At 41.3% G+C, this 20,567-nt stretch carries 18 protein-coding genes and 3 tRNA genes; 10 read left to right on the top strand and 11 right to left on the bottom strand.

The window, feature by feature from the left end; translation table 11 throughout:
- The first annotated feature begins 28 nt into the window (after positions 1-28).
- Positions 29-943 carry a DMT family transporter gene (locus RFW85_RS12055; RefSeq protein WP_309171562.1) on the top strand — a complete coding sequence of 305 codons (915 nt, stop codon included), beginning with the start codon at positions 29-31 and terminating at the stop codon, positions 941-943.
- On the opposite strand, the gene coaE is transcribed toward RFW85_RS12055, so the two are convergent.
- From coaE to pilB, 4 genes are read right to left on the bottom strand one after another with little or no spacing between them, the layout of a single operon-like run.
- Positions 940-1,536 carry a dephospho-CoA kinase gene (gene coaE / locus RFW85_RS12050; protein WP_130120472.1) on the bottom strand — a complete coding sequence of 199 codons (597 nt, stop codon included), beginning with the start codon at positions 1,534-1,536 and terminating at the stop codon, positions 940-942. The two genes, RFW85_RS12055 and coaE, sit on opposite strands and share 4 nt — an antisense overlap.
- 1 nt (position 1,537) lies before the next feature.
- Positions 1,538-2,398, bottom strand: coding sequence for an A24 family peptidase (locus RFW85_RS12045; protein WP_170247558.1), 861 nt, complete (start codon positions 2,396-2,398; stop codon positions 1,538-1,540).
- Entirely contained in the window at positions 2,398-3,624 is a 1,227-nt protein-coding gene (locus RFW85_RS12040; protein WP_125738580.1) for a type II secretion system F family protein, read from the bottom strand. The genes RFW85_RS12045 and RFW85_RS12040 overlap by 1 nt, the downstream gene beginning before the upstream one ends.
- Before the next feature lie 26 nt (positions 3,625-3,650).
- Complete coding sequence (gene pilB / locus RFW85_RS12035; protein ID WP_005065876.1) at positions 3,651-5,363, bottom strand: type IV-A pilus assembly ATPase PilB; 1,713 nt, start codon at positions 5,361-5,363, stop codon at positions 3,651-3,653.
- A gap of 291 nt (positions 5,364-5,654) precedes the next feature.
- Between pilB and tpiA the strand changes: the two genes are divergently transcribed.
- The 9 genes from tpiA to RFW85_RS11990 all read left to right on the top strand — a co-directional run bounded on the left by tpiA (position 5,655) and on the right by RFW85_RS11990 (position 12,586).
- The gene (gene tpiA, locus RFW85_RS12030; protein WP_046812055.1) at positions 5,655-6,449 is read left to right on the top strand and encodes a triose-phosphate isomerase; all 795 of its coding nucleotides are present in this window, start codon (positions 5,655-5,657) and stop codon (positions 6,447-6,449) included.
- A gap of 12 nt (positions 6,450-6,461) precedes the next feature.
- Positions 6,462-6,791 (top strand): preprotein translocase subunit SecG, encoded by a 330-nt coding sequence (gene secG / locus RFW85_RS12025; protein ID WP_002115012.1) that lies wholly within the window; start codon positions 6,462-6,464, stop codon positions 6,789-6,791.
- 56 nt (positions 6,792-6,847) lie between these two features.
- Positions 6,848-6,932 (top strand) — tRNA-Leu (locus tag RFW85_RS12020).
- Between the two features lie 38 nt (positions 6,933-6,970).
- A tRNA-Met gene (locus tag RFW85_RS12015) sits at positions 6,971-7,047 on the top strand.
- Between the two features lie 89 nt (positions 7,048-7,136).
- Positions 7,137-7,213 (top strand) — tRNA-Met (locus RFW85_RS12010).
- Positions 7,214-7,428: 215 nt separating this feature from the next.
- Positions 7,429-7,953, top strand: a complete 525-nt coding sequence (gene rimP / locus RFW85_RS12005; RefSeq protein ID WP_002114922.1) for a ribosome maturation factor RimP — start codon at positions 7,429-7,431, stop codon at positions 7,951-7,953.
- Between the two features lie 37 nt (positions 7,954-7,990).
- The gene (gene nusA, locus RFW85_RS12000; protein WP_002115134.1) at positions 7,991-9,475 is read left to right on the top strand and encodes a transcription termination factor NusA; all 1,485 of its coding nucleotides are present in this window, start codon (positions 7,991-7,993) and stop codon (positions 9,473-9,475) included.
- 10 nt (positions 9,476-9,485) lie between these two features.
- Positions 9,486-12,185, top strand: coding sequence for a translation initiation factor IF-2 (gene infB, locus RFW85_RS11995; RefSeq protein ID WP_039763518.1), 2,700 nt, complete (start codon positions 9,486-9,488; stop codon positions 12,183-12,185).
- Complete coding sequence (locus RFW85_RS11990) at positions 12,185-12,586, top strand: ribosome-binding factor A (RefSeq protein ID WP_002157043.1); 402 nt, start codon at positions 12,185-12,187, stop codon at positions 12,584-12,586. Before infB ends, RFW85_RS11990 begins: the two co-directional genes overlap by 1 nt.
- 56 nt (positions 12,587-12,642) lie before the next feature.
- On the opposite strand, the gene RFW85_RS11985 is transcribed toward RFW85_RS11990, so the two are convergent.
- From RFW85_RS11985 to RFW85_RS11955, 7 genes are all read right to left on the bottom strand, one after another.
- Positions 12,643-13,047: a Na+/H+ antiporter subunit G gene (locus tag RFW85_RS11985; RefSeq protein ID WP_170247561.1), complete on the bottom strand. Its 405-nt coding sequence runs from the start codon at positions 13,045-13,047 to the stop codon at positions 12,643-12,645.
- Positions 13,048-13,058: 11 nt separating this feature from the next.
- A complete protein-coding gene (locus RFW85_RS11980; RefSeq protein WP_016142368.1) occupies positions 13,059-13,334 on the bottom strand; it encodes a monovalent cation/H+ antiporter subunit F in 276 nt (91 codons plus the stop codon).
- Positions 13,331-13,858 (bottom strand): Na+/H+ antiporter subunit E, encoded by a 528-nt coding sequence (locus tag RFW85_RS11975; RefSeq protein WP_309171561.1) that lies wholly within the window; start codon positions 13,856-13,858, stop codon positions 13,331-13,333. Before RFW85_RS11975 ends, RFW85_RS11980 begins: the two co-directional genes overlap by 4 nt.
- Before the next feature lie 2 nt (positions 13,859-13,860).
- Complete coding sequence (locus tag RFW85_RS11970; protein WP_309171560.1) at positions 13,861-15,672, bottom strand: monovalent cation/H+ antiporter subunit D; 1,812 nt, start codon at positions 15,670-15,672, stop codon at positions 13,861-13,863.
- On the bottom strand, positions 15,672-16,040 hold the full coding sequence (locus RFW85_RS11965) for a Na+/H+ antiporter subunit C (protein ID WP_002115033.1): 369 nt from the start codon (positions 16,038-16,040) through the stop codon (positions 15,672-15,674). The genes RFW85_RS11970 and RFW85_RS11965 overlap by 1 nt, the downstream gene beginning before the upstream one ends.
- Positions 16,037-18,886 (bottom strand): monovalent cation/H+ antiporter subunit A, encoded by a 2,850-nt coding sequence (locus RFW85_RS11960; protein ID WP_170247564.1) that lies wholly within the window; start codon positions 18,884-18,886, stop codon positions 16,037-16,039. Before RFW85_RS11960 ends, RFW85_RS11965 begins: the two co-directional genes overlap by 4 nt.
- A 294-nt stretch (positions 18,887-19,180) precedes the next feature.
- Entirely contained in the window at positions 19,181-20,566 is a 1,386-nt protein-coding gene (locus tag RFW85_RS11955; RefSeq protein WP_170247565.1) for an AAA family ATPase, read from the bottom strand.
- Position 20,567 lies beyond the last annotated feature (1 nt).

Raw genomic sequence — 20,567 nt, 5'->3', positions numbered from 1 at the left:
CCTTTCTAGTTTTGTAAGCAGTCTTCATATGTCTCCCCGTAAGCAAGGTTATTTTTTTGTATTGGTGACCATGTGCATTTGGGGCGGGTTTACACTTTTTGCCCGTTTAAATGCACAGTGGCACATCAGTGCTTGGGACATTGCTGCACTGCGCTTTGCTATCGCCTTCCTGATTTTGATGCCTATTCTGATCTATAAGAAAGATCTCGCTTTTTTGTGGAGTAAGCACGCTGTTATTTTGGCGCTCATTGGCGGAGTCATTTATTGTCTTACCGTCTACACCGCGTTTCTCTATGCTCCCGCTGCACATGCTGCCATTTTTTTAAATGGTTGTATTCCAATTTGTACTGCAATTGCAGCATACATTTTATTTAAACAACCATTTGATAAGCATACATGGGTGAGTCTGGCAATTATGATTACTGCCTTGGCTCTCATGAGTGTGTTGATGTTGCAAGGTAACGCTTCGGCCTTTGGCGTGGGGGATTTACTTCTTTTTATTAGTGCGATTTGGTGGGGCATTTTCACTGTATTACTTAAACAGTGGAAACTTTCTGCATGGCACTCTATGGCAAGTGTTGCGATTTGGTCTGCAATTATTTATTTACCCATCTATGCGTTATTTTTGCCTAAACACTTCATGGAAGTGAGTCCTGTTCATTTAGCGATACAGGGCATTTTCCACGGTGTGTTTGTCGTTATTATCGCAACTTTGACTTATGTAGCAGCAATTCAGCGACTTGGTGCTTTTAAAACGGGAAGTATTGTCACTTTGGCGCCGTTTATTGCTGCCATTTTAGCTGTACCTTTACTTGGCGAGTTATTAAGTCCATCAATTGTTGTGGGTTTGGTTGGAATGGGAATCGGTGCCTTACAACCTTGGCGCTGGTTTCGACAAGATAGCTTGGCACAAAAGATTCAGCAGAAAAATAATCAAGATTAGTTGGCACGCTTCAAATAGCTTTGATGTAAAGGCTCTAATTGCTGATATAAATGTTCGAGTAATCCGTCATTAAACACAATGTCATTGGCAAGTTCACGTTTACGCTCGCGTGGCATTTGTGCTGCAATAATTTTCTGGATTTGTTCCTGGTTTTGCCCATCTCGCTGGCTTGCGCGCTGAATTTGAGTTTGTTCACTCGCATCAACTAATAGAGTGTGATTAACCAATTCATGCTGGTTGGTCTCAAAAAGTAGGGGTGAAACTAGAATCACATAAGGACTTTTGGGGTTTTGTAGCTGTTGAACAATAGATTGGCGAATGGCTGGATGCGTGATTTTCTCAAGTGTTTGTCTTGCTTCAGGGTTTTGAAAAATATATTCACGTAGTGCACGGCGATCTAGATTACCGTCGGGTTGAAGTACCCAATCTCCAAAAGTTTGTTGGATTTTTTGGAGGGCAGGTTGGCCTTTTTCAACCACTTCGCGAGCAACAATATCGGCATCGACGACTTGGATTCCTTGGGATTCAAACCATTGCGTTGCAGCAGATTTTCCGCTACCAATACCACCTGTGATTCCCAGAATAAAAGCCATCTTAACCTCCCAAATAAATTTTCATAATCTGATCACCCCATAAAAAGGCAACCCAACCCGCAATGGCAATATATGGTCCAAAGGCAAAAGGCTGATTATCATTACGTAATTTTAGTAAAATGATGCCAATAATTGCACCAAGTAAAGATGACAATAGCACAATTAATGGCAGCATCAATGGCCCCATCCACGCGCCTAATGCGGCAAGTAATTTAAAGTCGCCGTAGCCCATACCTTCTTTGCCTGTAATCACTTTAAATAAGTAATACACAATCCAAAGACATAAAAAGCCGATTAAATATCCCCAAATAGCTGAGTTAGGCGAGGTGTAAATATTAAAGGTATTAATACCTAAGCCGAGAGCAGCCAAAGGTAGTGTGAAACGATCGGGTAGCAGCTGAGTATCAAAGTCTATAAATGTCAAAGCAATCAGAACCCAAGTGAGCACTAGTCCCCAAAGCATTTGTAGGGTCGGGCCAAATACCATAACCACGACTAATGAACATAGCATGGTGAGTAATTCAATCGCTGGATAACGAATACTAATAGGATGTTGGCAATGGCCACATTTTCCTCTTAACATCAACCAACTTATGACAGGAATATTTTGATACCAACGAATAGGTTGATGACACTTTGGACATGATGAAGCAGGTTTACTTAATGTCAGCTTTTCATGCTCAATGATGGGTTGTTCGGGATTAAGCAACATTTGACATTCCTGCTGCCAATCTTGTTCCATCATTTTTGGGGTGCGATAAATCACCACATTCAAAAAGCTACCAATACATAGGCTCAATAGTGCAACTGCAATATAAAGTGCAGTTAAGTTTTGAATAAAATAAGCAATAATTTCTTGCATTATATGACTGAGCCCATTTGGAAAATTGGAAGATACATCGCAATCACTAGACCACCTACGAGCACCCCTAAAATTGCCATGATTAAAGGTTCCATCATTGAAGTTAAACCATCAACGGCATTATCAACTTCATTTTCATAATAAGTGGCAACTTTATCGAGCATGCTGTCTAGTGCACCAGATTCTTCACCAATTGCGACCATTTGTATAGCCATAGATGGAAAACGATTTGAAACACGCATTGCAAATTGGAGTTGTTGGCCTGTAGCAACATCTTCACGAATTTTCATGACGGCTTCTTCATAAATGACATTGTTGGTTGCACCAGCCGTTGACTCAAGCGCATCAATGAGCGGAACACCTGCGGCAAACGTAGTGGCTAAAGTACGGCTATAACGGGCAATAATCGCCTTATAAACCAGATCGCCAAAGATAGGTAGTTTCAGTGTGAGTTTATCTAAGCCATCACGGAATTTTTTACTGCGCTTCTTGGCTTCCAGAAAGGCAGCAATAATTGCCCCAATCACAATAATCATAATGAACCAGTATTCCTGCATCCATTTCGACATGTTCACGACCATTTGGGTGAATGCAGGTAAATCTGCACCAAAAGAAGAAAACAGGTCTTGGAAAACAGGAACTACTTTAACCATCAAAATAATGGTAACAACCACAGCAACCACGATAACCGTTGCTGGATATTTCATAGCCTTCTTAATTTTCTGCTTAAGTAATTCACTTTTTTCTTTGTAAATTGCTACGCGGTCCAACATGGTTTCAAGTGCACCAGATTGTTCACCAGACTCTACAAGAGAACAAAATAAGTTATCGAAGTGTTGAGGATACTTCCTTAAAGCTGAAGCAAAGGTACTACCACCTTCAACTTCACCTTTAATCCCGAGTACCACCTCGCGCATGGCTGGGTTTTCTAGACCCTCCGCTACAATTTCAAAGCCTTGTACCAGTGGCACACCTGCTTTCATCATCGTTGCAAGTTGCCTAGTAAAAATTGTGATATCGAGTGTTGATACTTTCTTCTTGAATAAACCCTCAAGAATATTTTTACGCTTTTCCCGAATATTACGGACAGTTACACCTTGTTTGCGTAGGGTGACTTTGGCTAAGGCCATATTCTTAGCTGGAAGTTCGCCCTTAATTTTTACGCCCTTACGGTCAACCCCTTCATAAGCAAAAGTCGGCATCATTTGTGCCTTTTTGACAGTCATGAATTATCCTTATTTTAAATTGTCTTTTATTCACTAGTCACGCGGTTGACTTCTTGTAAGGAAGTGACGCCTTGCATGACTTTCTTTAACCCTGAACGACGCAGATTATTAAACCCCAGTTTTTCAGAAGCAGCAGCGATTTCTAAAGCATTGCCATCTTCCATAATAATCTTGGAAATTTCAGGTGTAACTTTCATCACCTCGTAAATACCTACTCGACCTTTGTAGCCTTCACGACACTCAGTACAACCCACAGGTTGAAAAACTTGAAAATCGGGGTGGGTTAAATCCTGTTCGGTAAACCCCATTTCTATTAGGCTCTGTTTAGGGATGTCGGCAGGAATTTTACACTGTGGGCATAACCGACGTGCCAAACGTTGAGCAATCACCAGATTGACAGACGTCGCGATATTAAATGATGGAACACCCATATTACGTAGGCGAGTAAGTGTTTCTGGAGCACTATTGGTATGCAGTGTGGACATTACCATGTGACCGGTTTGTGCAGCCTTAATCGCAATCTCAGCCGTTTCTAAGTCACGAATCTCACCGACCATAATAATGTCAGGGTCCTGACGTAAAAAAGATTTCAGTGCGGCCGAAAAAGTAAGACCTACTTTCGGGTTAACGTTAACCTGATTAATACCTTCAAGATTGATTTCGACTGGATCTTCGGCAGTGGAAATATTAGAGCTTTCAGTATTTAAAATATTTAAGCCTGTATATAAAGATACCGTTTTACCAGAACCTGTAGGGCCTGTAATGAGAAGCATACCTTGTGGTTTATCGAGTGCTTCTAAAAAAAGAGCTTTCTGATCTTCTTCATATCCTAAGGCATCAATGCCGAGCATTGCGCTAGATGGATCTAGAATACGCAGAACCAATTTTTCACCAAACAAAGTTGGAAGTGAGTTCACACGAAAATCGATGGCTTTAGTTTTTGATAACTTAAGCTTGATACGACCATCTTGAGGCACTCGTTTTTCGGAAATATCCATTTGAGACATGACTTTTAAACGAGAAGCTAAACGGTTAGCCAATTGCAAAGGCGGATTTGCAATCTGACGTAACACGCCATCGACTCGATAACGAACCCGATATGATTTCTCATAGGGTTCAAAATGTAAGTCTGAAGCCCCCATACGAATCGCATCGATGAGTAATTTATTAATATATTTAACAATAGGTGCTTCATCGCCTTGAGGCGTTTCTTCCTCATCCTCTTGTGAGGGGGGAGCTTCAAGGTCTACATCAAGATCAAACTCTTCATCACTAAATTCGAAGCTACTTTCTTCGGTAAATTGCTGCGCCAGAATTTTCTCAAGCTTATGGTGCTCGACAATAACTGGCTCAACCATGAGCTTGCTATTGAAGCGAATGGCATCAATCGCTTCAATATTACTCGGGTTGCTGGTCGCGACATACAAAATCTGTCCTCTTTGTATAAGAGGTAAGACCCGATGTTTTAAAATCAGTTTCTGATCAACCAAATCTTTGGGAATTTGGCTTGTGTCGTAAACATCCAGATCAAAATATGGTTCAGCAAATTCAATAGAAATTGTTTCTGCTAATAAAGAAGGGGAGAGATGAACCTCTTCAATCAGGTACGCAACCGTATCCCGTTTAGCTCTTTTTGCTGCATCTAATGCTGTTTGCATGGTCGCTGCCGACACATGTTTTTCTTCGACTAATCGCCGAAAAAACCCCGAAAATTTTGGAGATGTATGTATGACTGACATCTGCCTACCTGTGCTCATATGTTTATAATTGGTATATAAAAAATTATACTTTTGTTATCTAAAATTACTACCTGAGAAAATGATGCTCTGGTCTTGATCCACTCGCCAAAGCTTGAACTAGTCGAAGTTTTTATTCATTAATTTTTGAAAGAGGATTCTTTAGATTCAATAAAGTTTTATAACTGTTTTCAATTAGTAGAAAAGATATGGGCAAAGCCGTTAAAGAAAAGTATCTGAAATTTGTATAAATGCGTGTAGAATGTGCTGCATTTTTGATGAAAGGTGAGCCGTATGTCGGGTTCGACGATTACGCCTTGGGTAGTTGGCAACTGGAAAATGAACCCAATGCGTGCCAATGCCAAACAACTTATAGAAGAATTTAAACAACTATTGCAACAAAACCAAATTGCAGATGAAAGCTGTCATGTAGGGGTTGCTCCGGTTTCTATTGCACTTGCAATGGTACAAACACAATTGCAAGATGCTGCAAGAACAGTATATACAGTTGCACAAGATGTATCACGTGTAGCGGGTACTGGCGCTTATACTGGCGAAGTCAGCGCAGAACTATTAAAAGATAGCCAAATTAATTTTGTACTGGTTGGGCATTCTGAGCGCCGTGATATTTTTGGCGACAACGTTGAAATTTTGAAAGCTAAACTCCAAAATGCATTAAATGCGGGCTTGACTGTCATTTATTGTGTCGGTGAAAGCCTCGAACAACGTGAACAAGGTTTGGCAGAACAAGTTGTATTGCAACAAATTTGTGATATTGCTCCTGTAGTGACTGCTGAGCAGTGGCAAAAGCAAATTGTAATTGCCTATGAGCCAATCTGGGCAATTGGGACAGGTAAAACTGCTTCTCCACAAGATGCACAGGCAATGCATGCTAAGATTCGTGAAGGTTTAAGTCAGATTACCCCAGCGGGTTCAGACATTGCGATTTTATATGGCGGTAGTGTAAAAGCTGAAAATGCAGTCGAATTGGCGGCATGTCCAGATATTAATGGTGCGTTGGTAGGCGGTGCTTCGTTAAATGCAGCATCTTTTTATCAAATTGTACAAGCCTTTGCACAAAGTAAATAACGAGGATAGGGTATGCACTCTTTTGTACTGATCGTACATATTATTTTAGCGGTACTGATGATTGCCTTAATTCTAGTGCAACACGGTAAAGGTGCTGATGCCGGTGCTTCTTTCGGCGGTGGTGGAGCAGCAACCGTATTTGGTGCTTCAGGTTCAGGTAACTTCCTTACTCGACTTACTGCTATCTTAACAGCGTTGTTTTTTGTGACGAGTTTAACTCTAGCTGTTTTCGCAAAAAAACAGACTACTGATGCATATAGTTTGAAAACTGTACAAACTACGGCACCAGTTCAAACGACATCGCCTGAAACTTCACCAAATGCACCGAAATCGAGTCAATAATTCGAAATAGGGCTTTCCTTTTGCAGTGGGAAGGACTAGAATGCGTCCCACAAGCTGCGGTGGTGGTGGAATTGGTAGACACGCTACCTTGAGGTGGTAGTGCCTTCGGGCGTGGGGGTTCAAGTCCCCCCTTCCGCACCAACTTTGAACCAGAAAGTTGAGTGCAAGCAGTTTTTTGATGCGGGATGGAGCAGTCTGGTAGCTCGTCGGGCTCATAACCCGAAGGTCGTTGGTTCAAATCCAGCTCCCGCTACCAATTTGATTAAGGTGCAACTTAATCAAGCGAATATTGGATAAGTTTACATTGACTTTTTTCGATATTTGTATATAATTTTTGCACGTTGATGCGGGATGGAGCAGTCTGGTAGCTCGTCGGGCTCATAACCCGAAGGTCGTTGGTTCAAATCCAGCTCCCGCTACCAAGTTTCTTAAAAGAGGCTCACAGACAGGTGGGCCTTTTTGCACAGTGGACTATTGTTTTCTGTGCTAAATAGGGGCGATTAACGCCCTTTTTTATTGGTTATCGTATCGCTATCGTGTAGTGTCGACATCAATTGGTCAAATAGTCATGCTTCACTATAGTAGGTCTGTGTCGGTTAAAACAACCGATTGAATCGCACGAGAATGACGAGAGTAAATGAAATTATCAAATAAATCCCAAGCATTGCATGACTTAATTGTTCCTGCAGTGGAAGCATGTGGTGTCGACCTTTGGGGAATCGAGTTTCTCCCACAAGGTAAACGTTCATTATTGCGTATTTATATCGATAAAGCGGTAAGTGAAGATGCTGAGCCTGTAATTAATGAAGATGGCGAAGTAGAACTAGGCCGTGGTATTGGTGTACAAGATTGTGTGCGTGTAACACAACAAGTTGGCGCAATGTTGGATGTTCATGATCCAATTTCAGGTGAGTATTCATTAGAAGTTTCTTCACCGGGTTGGGATCGTCCATTTTTTCAACTAGAACAGTTACAAGGCTACATCGGACAACAAATTGCTTTGCGTTTAATTGCAGCAGTAGAAAACCGTCGTAAATTTCAAGCAAAACTTATCGCAGTAGACCTTGAAAATGAAGAAATTCAGGTTGAAGTTGATGGGAAGCATGTGCTTGTGATCGACAGCAACAATATCGATAAAGCAAACTTGATCTATCAAGATTAAATTTATTTAAATTTTATAAGAAATCGGTAGGTGACTTATGGGCCGCGAAATTCTTACCGTTGTTGAAACGGTTAGTAATGAAAAAGGTGTTAGTCGTGAAGCGATCTTCGAAGCTTTAGAACAAGCTCTAGTTGCTGCAACGAAGAAAAGATTTTACGAAGGTACGCATGCTGAAGAAGCTCAGCTTCGTGTAGAAATTGATCGTAAAACTGGTGATTACCGTACGTTCCGTCAATGGACTGTTGTGGCAGATGAAGATCATGAAATGCCGGCTTGCCAAGATGCAATTTCTGACGTTGATCCAGCTAAATGGTCAATTGGTGACGTGCGTGAACTCGAAGTAGAATCTATTGAGTTTGGTCGTATTGCTGCACAAATTGCAAAACAAGTTATCGTACAAAAAATTCGTGAAGCTGAGCGTGCTTTAGTTGCTGATGCATACGAGTCTAAAGTTGGTGAGTTAATTTACGGTGAGGTGAAAAAACAAACCAAAGATGGCTTCATTATCGACTTAGGCGACAACGCAGAAGCTTATCTTGCACGCGAAGAAATGATTCCAAAAGAAATTCTTCGTCCAAAACAACGTGTAAACGCTATTTTATATAATGTTAACCGTGAAGGTCGTGGCGCTCAGTTGTTGTTATCACGCGCTAAGCCTGAAATGTTAATTGCTTTAATGAAAAAAGAAATTCCTGAAATTTCTGAAGAAATTATTGAAATTAAAGCAGCGGCACGTCAACCAGGCGTTCGTGCTAAAATTGCAGTGAAAACAAATGATCACCGCATTGACCCTGTAGGTGCATGTATTGGTATGCGTGGTACGCGTATTCAAGCTGTACAACAAGAGTTAAATGGTGAACGTATTGATGTAGTGGTCTGGTCTGATGATCCGGCTCAATACATTGCTAGTGCATTAGAACCAGCTGATGTTTCAGGCATCGTGCTTGATGAAGATGCAAGAAGTGCCGACATTATTTTTGCAACCAGCGATCAATTAGCTCGTGCGATTGGCTCTCAAGGTCAAAACGTTCGTTTAGCTTCTGATTTAACTGGCTACAAACTCGACATGATGCTTGAAGAAGAGTATCGTGCTCGTCAGCAAAATGAAGCTCAGCAATATCTTGATATGTTTGTATCACGTCTCGATATTGAAGAAGATTTAGCAATGGCATTGGTGGAGATGGGCTTCACTTCTTTAGAAGAGATTGCTTATGTTCCTGCTGAAACTTTTGACGAAATTGAGCTTGATGCTGAGTTGGTTGAGTTATTGCAAAGTCGTGCAAAAGAAGCAGCCCTTACTGATGCTTTGAAACAGCAAGAAAATATTCAAGAACCGAGCGCAGACCTTCTTACTATGGAAGGCATGACTTCTGAGATCGCTTACTCGCTTGCCGCTCGCGGTATTATTACTGTCGACGATTTGGCAGATCAGGCTACTGATGATATCTCTGATATTGAAGGACTTGGTCATGAAAAAGCAGGTCAATTGATCATGAAAGCTCGCGAATCATGGTTTAACTAGGAGATGAAATATGACGGACAAGTCGATTAAAGAGTTAGCTCTCAGTGTAGGACGTCCTGTTGAGAAGCTCCTAGAACAGGCTCGTGAAGCAGGTTTGCCTCAACGTACAGCAGACGACATTATTACCACTGAACAACAGGATACTTTGGTCAATCACTTGAAAAAAGTTCATGGTCAGGAAAGTGGTAACACAGGAAAAATTGCGTTGAAACGTAAAACAACCAGTACCGCTAAAGTTGCAAGTACTTCAGGCAAAGCAAAAACAATTAACGTAGAAGTACGTAAAAAACAGGTTTTTGCTAAACCAAACCCTGAACAAATTGCAGCTGAAGCTAAAGCACGTGCAGAAGCCGAAGCGAAAGCACGTGTAGAACAGCAAACGCGTGAAACTGCCGAGCAAAAAGCGCGTCTTCAAACAGAGCAAAAAGCTAAAGCAACTTTAGATGCTATGCGTGCTGCTCATCAACAAGATAGTGCTGCACAGACAGCTCCAAAAGCTGCTGTTGTAGTGAAAAAGCGTGGTGGTGGTACAGTAAAACCTGCACCAAAACCAGCTGAAACTCCAGAACAGAAACGAGCTCGTGAAGAGCAGTCAGCTCAGTTAAAAGCAACTGAAGAAGCTGCTCGTCGTAAAGCGGCTGAAGAAGCTCAGCAACGTACACTTGAACAAATGCGCAAAATGGCGTCTAAGTATTCAAATGACGATGCTACTACGACAATTCGTGTGATTGATGATTCTCCACTTGCTTCAGGTCTAGTTGGCCAAGCTTATGAAGATTCATTTAAGCAAGAAGACCGTGAAATTAAACGCGGTGGCGCAACCACTAACCCACGTGCTGGGAAGAAAGGTGGTCGTCGTGGTCAAGAAGAGCAAAGCTTTGTTAACCATAACAAACGTGGTTTAAAATCAAGCCAAGCGAATAAGCATGGATTTGAAAAGCCAGTTAAAAAGCAAGTTTATGATGTAGAAATCGGTTCAAGCATTGTTGTTGCCGATCTTGCTCAAAAAATGGCGATTAAAGTACGTGAAGTTATCAAAACACTTATGAAAATGGGTGAATTGGTTAATCAAGATCAAGCTATTGATCAAGACACAGCGGCACTTGTTGTAGAAGAAATGGGCCACAACCCTGTTTTAGTTTCTGATACACAAGCGGAAGATAACTTGCTTGAAGCAGCTGAAGAAGCTCGTGGTGAGCAAACAACTCGTCCGCCAGTTGTTACCATTATGGGTCACGTTGACCATGGTAAAACATCATTGCTTGACCGTATCCGTCGTTCGAAAGTGGCGGCTGGAGAAGCAGGTGGTATTACCCAGCATATTGGTGCATATCACGTTGAAACAGACAAAGGAATTATTACATTCCTTGATACACCGGGACATGCGGCATTTACTTCAATGCGTGCACGTGGTGCTAAAGCAACCGATATCGTTGTATTAGTTGTTGCTGCAGATGACGGTGTAATGCCACAAACTGCAGAAGCAATTGACCATGCTCGTGCAGCAGGTACTCCAATTATTGTTGCAATCAACAAAATGGATAAAGAATCTGCTGATCCAGACCGTGTGTTAAATGAATTAACAACTAAACAAATCGTTCCAGAAGAATGGGGTGGTGATGTTCCAGTTGCTAAAGTTTCTGCACACAGTGGACAAGGTATTGATGAACTCCTTGATTTAATTCTTATTCAATCAGAATTGATGGAATTAAAAGCATCTGCTGAAGGTGCTGCGCAAGGTGTTGTTATTGAAGCACGTGTTGATAAAGGCCGTGGTGCAGTAACTTCGATTCTTGTTCAAAACGGTACATTAAACATTGGTGACCTTGTTCTTGCAGGTTCATCATATGGTCGTGTCCGTGCAATGTCTGATGAAAACGGTAAGCCGATTAAATCAGCAGGACCATCTATTCCGGTAGAAATTCTGGGTCTTCCAGATGCTCCAATGGCGGGTGATGAAGTTCTTGTTGTAAATGACGAGAAGAAAGCGCGTGAAGTTGCCGATGCTCGTGCTGACCGTGAGCGTCAAAAACGTATTGATCGTCAAAGTGCAATGCGTCTAGAAAATATCATGTCGTCAATGGGCAAAAAAGATGTTCCTACAGTGAACGTTGTTTTGAAAACAGACGTACGTGGTACTTTAGAAGCATTGAATGCAGCTCTACATGAATTATCTACTGATGAAGTAAAAGTTCGTGTAATTAGCTCAGGTGTTGGTGCGATTACCGAGTCTGATGTGATTCTTGCTGAATCTTCAGAAGCTGTATTATTAGGCTTTAACGTTCGTGCCGATACTACTGCTCGTCAGAGAAGTGACCAAGATGGTATCGATATTCGTTACTACAGCATCATCTATGAATTGATTGATGATGTAAAAGATGCCATGAGCGGTAAGCTTGCTCCTGAACATCGTGAAACAATCTTGGGTGTTGCGGAAGTACGTGAAGTATTCCACTCAAGTAAGTTTGGTGCAGCAGCAGGCTGTATGGTACTTGAAGGCACATTACATCGTAATAAACCGATTCGCGTATTACGTGATGATGTTGTAATTTTCCAAGGCGAGCTTGAATCTCTTCGTCGTTATAAAGATGTTGTTGATGAAGTTCGTGCTGGTATGGAATGTGGCCTTGCAGTGAAAGGTTATAAAGACATCAAACCACAAGATAAGATCGAAGTGTATGATGTTCAATTGATTAAACGGAGTCTTTAATGGCGGGTAGCCAACGCTTAAAGCGCATGGCGGATTCAGTACAACGTGAGTTGTCTGATCTAATCCGTCAAGAGCTTAAAGATCCTCGCTTAGGTGGTCTAGTGACCATCTCTGCGGTGAAAGTCAGTGCGGATATGGGTTATGCTGAAGTTTATGTCACCGTTATGGGACGTGAACTAGGCGATGAGCAAAGTGAAGCAGCAAATAAAGAAACTTTAGATGTATTAAATAAAGCTTCTGGTTTCTTGCGTCATGAATTGAGCCGTCGCATTAAGACTCGTATTACGCCTCGCTTACGTTTCCATTACGATAAGACGAATGCATATGGTAACTATATGTTTGGTCTAATCGAAAAAGCGGTACAAGATTTACCAGAACGTAAGTCAGATGATGAAGAGTAATTAAAACTCAAAATAAAAAAGCCACCTTCGGGTGGCTTTTTTATTGATTCAATTTTTTATTCTTTAGGAGGTTCCATTGGTGGTTTGTTTTGTGAAAAGCGCTGACCAATTTTATAACGATCCCAAGGTAGAGGGCGTTCAATAGCTTCAGGTACTTCACCACTCAATGAGCGTAAACGTAAATGTAGCGCAGCTTGAGCAATCAAATTAGCCGAAACTGGTGCGGTAATGAAAGCTAAAAGGGTAATAAGTAGCTCAGCAAAACCGAACCGCCCTTCGAAAGCAAAAAATATCATTGAAGCGATCAGAAAGCTTCCTAAACCAAGCGTACTCGATTTAGTTGGCGCGTGTAAGCGCATGAATAAGTCGGGTAAACGGACCATACCGATTGAGCCAACTAACATGAAGAAGGCGCCAAAAACCAGAAAGACCGAAACAATAATTTCAATTGTAAATTGCATTTGACCTCTCCTTAATCGATAACATGACCGGTTGTGAAGTAGCGTGCTAAGGCAGCTGTAGATACGAAACCTAGCATCGCAACCAGCAGTGCTCCTTCAAATAGAGAAGTCGTCATCCAATAAATGCCTAACACAACAATCAGGCAAGTTGCATTGAGGAAAAGCGTATCGAGCGCTAAAAGGCGGTCTACAATTGAAGGCCCCATAACCAGTCTAAAAAGGCAAAGTAGCATCGAGATTGTAATGGCAATCAAGCTAATACCTAGAGCATAAGGTAGGATTGTCATGCACTTGCCTCCGTTTTACTTTTCACATTAAAAATTTCCATAAGAGGAATTTCATAACGTTGTTTGATGTCTTGAATATCAGATTCAGTATTATCTGTGCTCAAAGCATGAACCAGAATATCCCCACGTTCCTGATCAATACCCGCAGAAACCGTACCTGGTGTTGTGGTAATGATCATTGCCAGTAAGGTGTTGACCTGCTCATGTTCTGTCTCTAAAGGTACGCGATACCATTTAGGATGTAATTTTTTAGTAGGCCCCAAAACAAGTTTTGCGACCTTAAAGTTAGAAATAATAATATCCCAAAGAACCACAAAACATAGTTTAACCGCAGGTTTCCAGTGAATATGCGGTGTGCGAGTAATAAACGGTTTGACTAAGCGAGGGATAATTAAGCCCAAAAGCATAGCAGTCAAAAGATCACTCGCATCCAGACTATGCGTCAGCATTAACCAAAATAAAATGATGAGAACCGAAACAAATGGATGTGGAAACCAGCGTTCAAGCAAATGAGATAACTGCATTGTTATGGCTCCATAGGTTTCAATTGACTTTCATCAACAATGGTAGGCGTTTGGAGTTTGTCCTGTTGCTGAATTTGTCGTTGTTTATATTCAGAAATATGTTCGCCATTGAGCGTATCTTTCGAAATAATATCTGGAACAAGATAAGCATTATGATCTTCAACCTCACCGCCATACTTCGTTTCCGGTAAGTAACTTGGGTCATATGGCTGTACACTAATGAACTCACCGTTTTGATCTACTTTAAGAATAGAGTGTTGGTAAAGCGCATGGTCTTGGATCTGTTGTGCGGTGCTTAATGTGTAATGCTGAATTGGTGCAGCAAAAACAACATATGCGATTAAACCAGCCAAGAATAGATAAATGACTTGATCGTTACGTGGCGGTGCGCGTTCCGGTAAAGCATGATAAAGAATATAAGCTGGCTGGATTGGATCTTCTTCTGGAGAAGATGCGCGCCAGAATAAGATAAAACCAACACGTGTGAGTGCAATAATACTTAATAGGCTTACCACAAGCACAACACCAATAATCCAGCCTTGATAGCTAGCTTCAACTGTCGCTTGTAAAATGAATACTTTTCCAAGAAAACCACTAAAAGGTGGTAATCCAGCCATCATCATCGCAATCAAGAAATAAGTCAGCATAGCCGCTTTTTCTTGTTTAATTCTTGGGGCAACTTTTAAATGATCTTTAAAATCTCCACGTTGTGAGGTAATCCATCCACAAAATAGATAAAAAGCTGCTCCGATCAATGTACTGTGCACTAAGTAATATAAAGCGCCAGACCATGCCTGTGTATTAGACATGGCAATTGCTGTAAGTAAGGTGCCAATTGAAGAAAGGACCATAAAGCCGACAAATCGACGTAAACGATCTGCCCCAATTGCGGCAATCACACCATAGAGTGAAGTAATTAAGCCAATAGGGAGTAACCAGCTTTTTAAGATTTCTTGACTAAGTGCATCGTCAAAGACTGTTCCATTTACACGTAAAATAGAATAGATCCCGACTTTAGTCATGATGGTGAAAATAGCAGCTACAGGTGTACTTGCAACGGCATAAGTTTTTGGTAGCCAAAAACCGACAGGAAGCATTGCTGCTTTAATGCCGAAGACAACAAAAAGAAGTAAGGAACCAGCGACTGCTAATTTGTGTTGATCTGCTTCAAGTGTCGGTATAAGACGTGAGACATCCGCCATATTAAGGCTACCCACACTGCCATAAATCATGCCAAGCCCAATTAAGAAGAGGGCAGAGGCTAAAAGATTGATAATGACATAGTGAACACCAAGCTGAAAACGAGGTTTGCCTTGTCCATGTAAGAGCAACACATACGAAGCCATCAGTAGGATTTCAAAAAAGACGAAAAGGTTAAATAAGTCGCCTGTTAGAAATGCGCCACAGATCCCCATCAATAGGAAATGTACCATTGCATGGAAATAGCGACCACGGGTGTCCCAGTTGTCACTTGCATACCATAAAACTGGTACTGCTAATGCATAGGTCAGTACTAGCATAAAAGCAGACAGACGATCGAGTACAAGCACAATACCAAATGGTGCTGACCATTCACTTAATTGGTAAACAGTAATTTGACCCGTACTGGCGTAACTTAGATAAACAATAGCGGTAATTAATCCGGCAATTGCTGAGATAAGACTAATACCACGACGCCAAGGCTGACGCCAGTCATCTTTTAAGGAGCCTGCCCCTGGGTTACCTAACAGTAATAAGATAAAACCAGTAAATGCTGGGATAAGAATGCTAAAAATAGGCGTGTGTTGTTGCCAAAAAGATAAAAAATCAAACATCACGGCTCATCCTCACGTGGGTCGTATGTTGGGGAAGCATCTTCTTTAGCATCAACATGATCACTACCTGATTCATAACGGCTACGTAGCGCCAGTTGTACAATAAACGCTGTAGTTGCAAAACCGATCACGATGGCAGTTAACACCAGTGCTTGAGGAAGTGGATCGGTTATTTTTGTTGTTTCAGTTAAAATTGCCGGTGAGCTGATTTGTAGTCGACCCATGGCAAATAAAAATAGGTTTACTGCATAACCGATTACAGCCAATCCAAGTACAACAGGGAAGGTACGAGCACGTAAAATCAGATAAATACCTGTGGCAACAAGTAAACCAATAGCAGAAGCCAATAAGAATTCTAAACTGATCATGATGATTCCTCCCGATTTTGTACAGGACCAGACATACTCGAGTGACGAGAGTCGCCTAATACAGAGATAAGCAACATTGTCGCGCCTACAACGGTGATATAAACACCCAAGTCAAAACTTGCAGCTGAAGGTAAATGTAGTTTTCCTAGAATTGGTAATTCAACATAGATATGAGCGCTAGTGAGGAAAGGACGTAACCAGAACCATGCTGCTACACCGGTCAGACCTGCAATCATTAATCCTGTGCCAATCCAGACTTCATAAAGGCGGCCAGACTTCGCTTTTAACAGCTGTTCTGCTTGATCTTGACCTAGTGCAATATATTGAATGATTAGCGCCATTGAGGTGATTAGACCTGCAATGAAGCCACCGCCTGGATAGTTGTGTCCTCGCAAAAAGATATAAACGCTGACCACAAGCGCTAGTGGTAATACCCAAGATGCTGTAATACGGAACATAAGCGGTGATGGATTAAAACGGTAGGTGAGACCTTGCGTCATGGTTGTGCCGTGTACACGCATACCATCCATAAGACATAGAGCACCAATCGCAGCGATGCCTAATACTGTAATTTCACCGAAGGTATCGAAGCCACGGAAGTCAACTAAAATGACATTTACAATATTTGAGCCACCACCAAGTGGTAGAGACTGTTGGGCAAAGAACCAAGAAATCGAATTGTGATCACGGGTTAAAATGAGCCACGTAATCCAACCAATTCCTAAACCTCCAATAATTGCTAAAGCTGCATCTCTTAAACGTCTAGAACGAAGAGACTCATACGGTGTTAGCTGTGGAAGTAACGATAAGCTCATTAGTAAGAGAACAGTGGTTACTACATCTACTGTAATTTGAGTCAGTGCTAAATCTGGCGCTGACATGGTGACGAAGACCATCGTTACCACTAGACCAATTGCACCACTAATAAGTACTGCCTTAATACGCTCATGGTGGAACCAGAGCATCATCCAACAGCCTGAGAACAACGTTAGCCAAAGAACTACAGCAATCCATGGAGCATGGGTGAGTTCACGCGTACCTGTGCTCAGCCCTTGATTGAGTAAAGGCATTGTCACTATGATGATGCTAAAAGCGACTATCCAGAACAAATAACTTTGCAATGAACCATTTTCAGTTTTTTGTTTGATTTTCCGGCTTGTAAGAAGCAAATGTTTTAAAAATAAATCAAATAAGATGCGGCCTTGTAATCTACCTAGGCGCGGATCAAGGTCAATTTTACGAATCATGCCGTCTTTTGCTAAAGCAAAGTAGAACAGCGTACCGCCCACTAAAGCAATAATACTCATCACAAGAGGAGCGTTGAATCCATGCCAAATTGCAAGGTGTGTACCTGCAAATTCTGGTTGCATTAAGCTTGCTCTAGTTACGCTATTGACCAGTGGTTCTACCAATAACGAAGGCAGAATGCCGACCAAGATACAGAGTACAGCAAGAAGAATGGCTGGAGCACGCATCCCGATTGGTGGTTCATGTGCGTCTTTATTTGGCACTTGTTTACCGATTGGGCCGTCAAAGAACACACCATGCACTAAGCGAATTGAATAACTTACTGCGAAGATACCAGCCAGAGTGGCAATAATACTGGCAAAGATAACCGTTGAACCTGAAAGATTTGCCAATAGCTCGGTAAAGAACATCTCTTTTGAAATAAAGCCGTTGGTAAGTGGTACACCTGCCATAGAGGCAGCGGTGATCATGGTGAGTGTGGCAGTGAAAGGAAGTAATTGCCAAATACCACTGAGTTTTCGAAGATCACGTGTGCCAGTTTCATGATCAATAATCCCTGCAAGCATAAACAGCGCTGCTTTAAATGTTGCATGGTTAATAATATGGAAAATAGCAGCGGCAACCGCTAAAGGAGAACCGATCCCAAGTAAACAAACAATAAGCCCTAAATGACTAATGGTTGAATAGGCTAACAGTCCTTTTAAATCTTCTTTGAAAATAGCAAAACACGCTGCCATACAGAGCGTAAAGAGGCCGACAAACGTAACGATATTGTGATAGATCGCAGCGCCTATAAAGATTGGAAGTAAGCGGGCAAGTAGAAAAATCCCGGCTTTTACCATGGTCGCAGAGTGCAGGTAAGCGGACACTGGTGTTGGTGCCGCCATTGCGTTAGGTAACCAAAAATGAAATGGAAATTGAGCACTCTTTGTAAATGCACCAAGCAAAATAAGCAATAACATAGGCATAAAAAGAGTGTGAGCTTGGATCACATCTTTCATGCCCATGATTTCGCTAATTTCATAGGTTCCGGTGATTTGTCCTAATAGAACAAATCCACCTAGCATTGCTAAACCGCCCATCCCTGTAATGGTGAGTGCCATCCGAGAGCCACGTTGAGCAGCTTCATAATGACTCCAATAACCCACTAACAAGAAAGATGAAATACTGGTGAGCTCCCAAAAGACTAATAAAATAATAAGATTATTAGAGAGCGAAATACCCAGCATTGCTGCCATAAACAGCATGAGTAAAGTATAGAGTTTACTTAATGAATTTTTAGGGCCTAAATAATAATAGGCGTATATATAAATGAGTGTACCGATACCGGTAATAAGTAAAGAGAATAATAAACCAAGAGCATCGAGCCTGAAGCTCAGATTGATCCCTAATTGAGGTAGCCAATCCCAGCTTTGTTGAATGCTTGCACCACCAAGCACAGTTTTAGCTTGAGTCAGTAATAAACCAAAACTGGTTAAACTGACTCCAATTGCCCCTAAAGCCGTTACTCCACGCGAGAACCGTTGAAGCAATGAAACAAGGGTGGTGCCTAATATTAACGGTAATAAGATAATTATCGGTAGCACACTCGTATCCATATATGATTTAGGCCGAAACCTAAAGGTGAAATTTTAATTTCAGAATAGATAGGAATTCAAAGAGAGTTCCAAAGCTTATTATTCCGAAAACCCAACCAAATTAGAAAATAAAGCGAGAAACAAGTTGTATTGCGCAACTTGAAGAATAAAAACGCAAAATGAAATTTATTGTACACTAAAAAAGCATTGAAAATCTGATGTTATTACATGTAGTAACAACATCTAGTTGTTTTAGTGCCCAAAAAACTCACTCAACTATATATTTTGTGAGTGCGGTTTTTTCGATTATAAAACTTAAACCGAAGGGCTCTCTTCCGGTGTGTCTCCCGCATGAATCATTCTTAATAATTCATTTTTTTGTTGTTCATTCAAACCCTGAATCTGCTGAAATAAAACCTCAATCTGTGCTGGTGTTGGGTCTATTAAGCTCAGAGGCTGTGCTTCTATAGATGGTGTTAAAGGCTCGCTTCTTTGAAGTAAGGTATAGATATGTTCAAGCTGTTGTTTGGTGGTGTTTAGATCAAGATGGCTAATTTTACCGTGTTCTAATTTTAGACATTGATAGGTCGAAGCATGTTCAAGGAGCTCTTCACGACTTCCTGTTGCAATAATTTGTAGGCGTGGGAAGGCTTGATGAAGTCGATTTAAGATCTCGGAGCAATGCGTTGAGTCGAGCTGTGCATCAATTTGATCAATGAGTAAAACGCCATCCCCCTCAAGGCAAGGGTTTAGGCTTAAAGGATTAAGTAAACAGAGTCGGCGGGCTATATCGCCTACTAAAGCAATCCAAGTTTTTGTTGTATTTGAAAGTTGCTGAAAAGGTAAAGTTTGATCTTCATAGTCGACCATGAGTTGCAGTCGAGGCTGATACTGTAGATAGAGGTCTTTAAGCTCAGGCAAAACTATATTCAATGCATTCTTGAGGGCATAGAGATTGGGTGAAGTGAGCTGTTTAGGTTGCCCTGCTAACTCTTTTTGGAGCTCATTTAATAATTCTGTTTGATCTTGTTGATCTGACTGTTTAGATCTAATCCGTTGTACTAGATATGCAGCTTGAGCATTTTCGATATCACTGATTTCTCGTAACCATTCAAAAAAGCGTGTAAAAGTTGTAAACGGTAGTGGGCTAATATCATAGGCTGAAATGGCTTGAGTAATGCCAGGTAAATTTTTATTAAGCAGATTAATATCATTTACAAATCGCTCGGCTGGGTAGTAAGCGATTAAGGGAAGTCCTTGTAATGGATCTTTTTTTATGACTTGTTGATAAAGAGCCATGGTTTGGTCAAGTTGCTGAGTTTCAACTTGGCTCACTCCAATCCCGCTTGCATTTAAGGTTTTAAAAAGTTTCCAGCTACACAGCGAAGAATCTACCTGCTGAGCAGAGGTACTTTCTGGTAGATGACCAATTTCTGAAGGAACTTGAATAGTCACTTCAATTTTTGATTGTAGACGCGACTGAGTAATGTCTTGATCAGGCATGACAATACCGGGACTACGCAAATCTTTAAGGCGAGCAGGGAGCCAAGTTAAAGCATGGTAAGTATGTTTGAGCAACATACTTTTACCAGTTGCCTGTTCACCTAAAATTAAGGTGATTGGCTGTTTTTTATAGTGAAAGTGTATTTTAAGGTCGTGAAACAGAGCAATATGTTTAAATTGGACAGATTCAAGTTTCATA

The organism is Acinetobacter sp. 12966 (assembly GCF_031196995.1).
Lineage (GTDB): Bacteria > Pseudomonadota > Gammaproteobacteria > Pseudomonadales > Moraxellaceae > Acinetobacter > Acinetobacter geminorum.
Note: the sequence above shows the minus strand (reverse complement) of the source record. Positions and strands in the feature narration are given on the sequence as shown.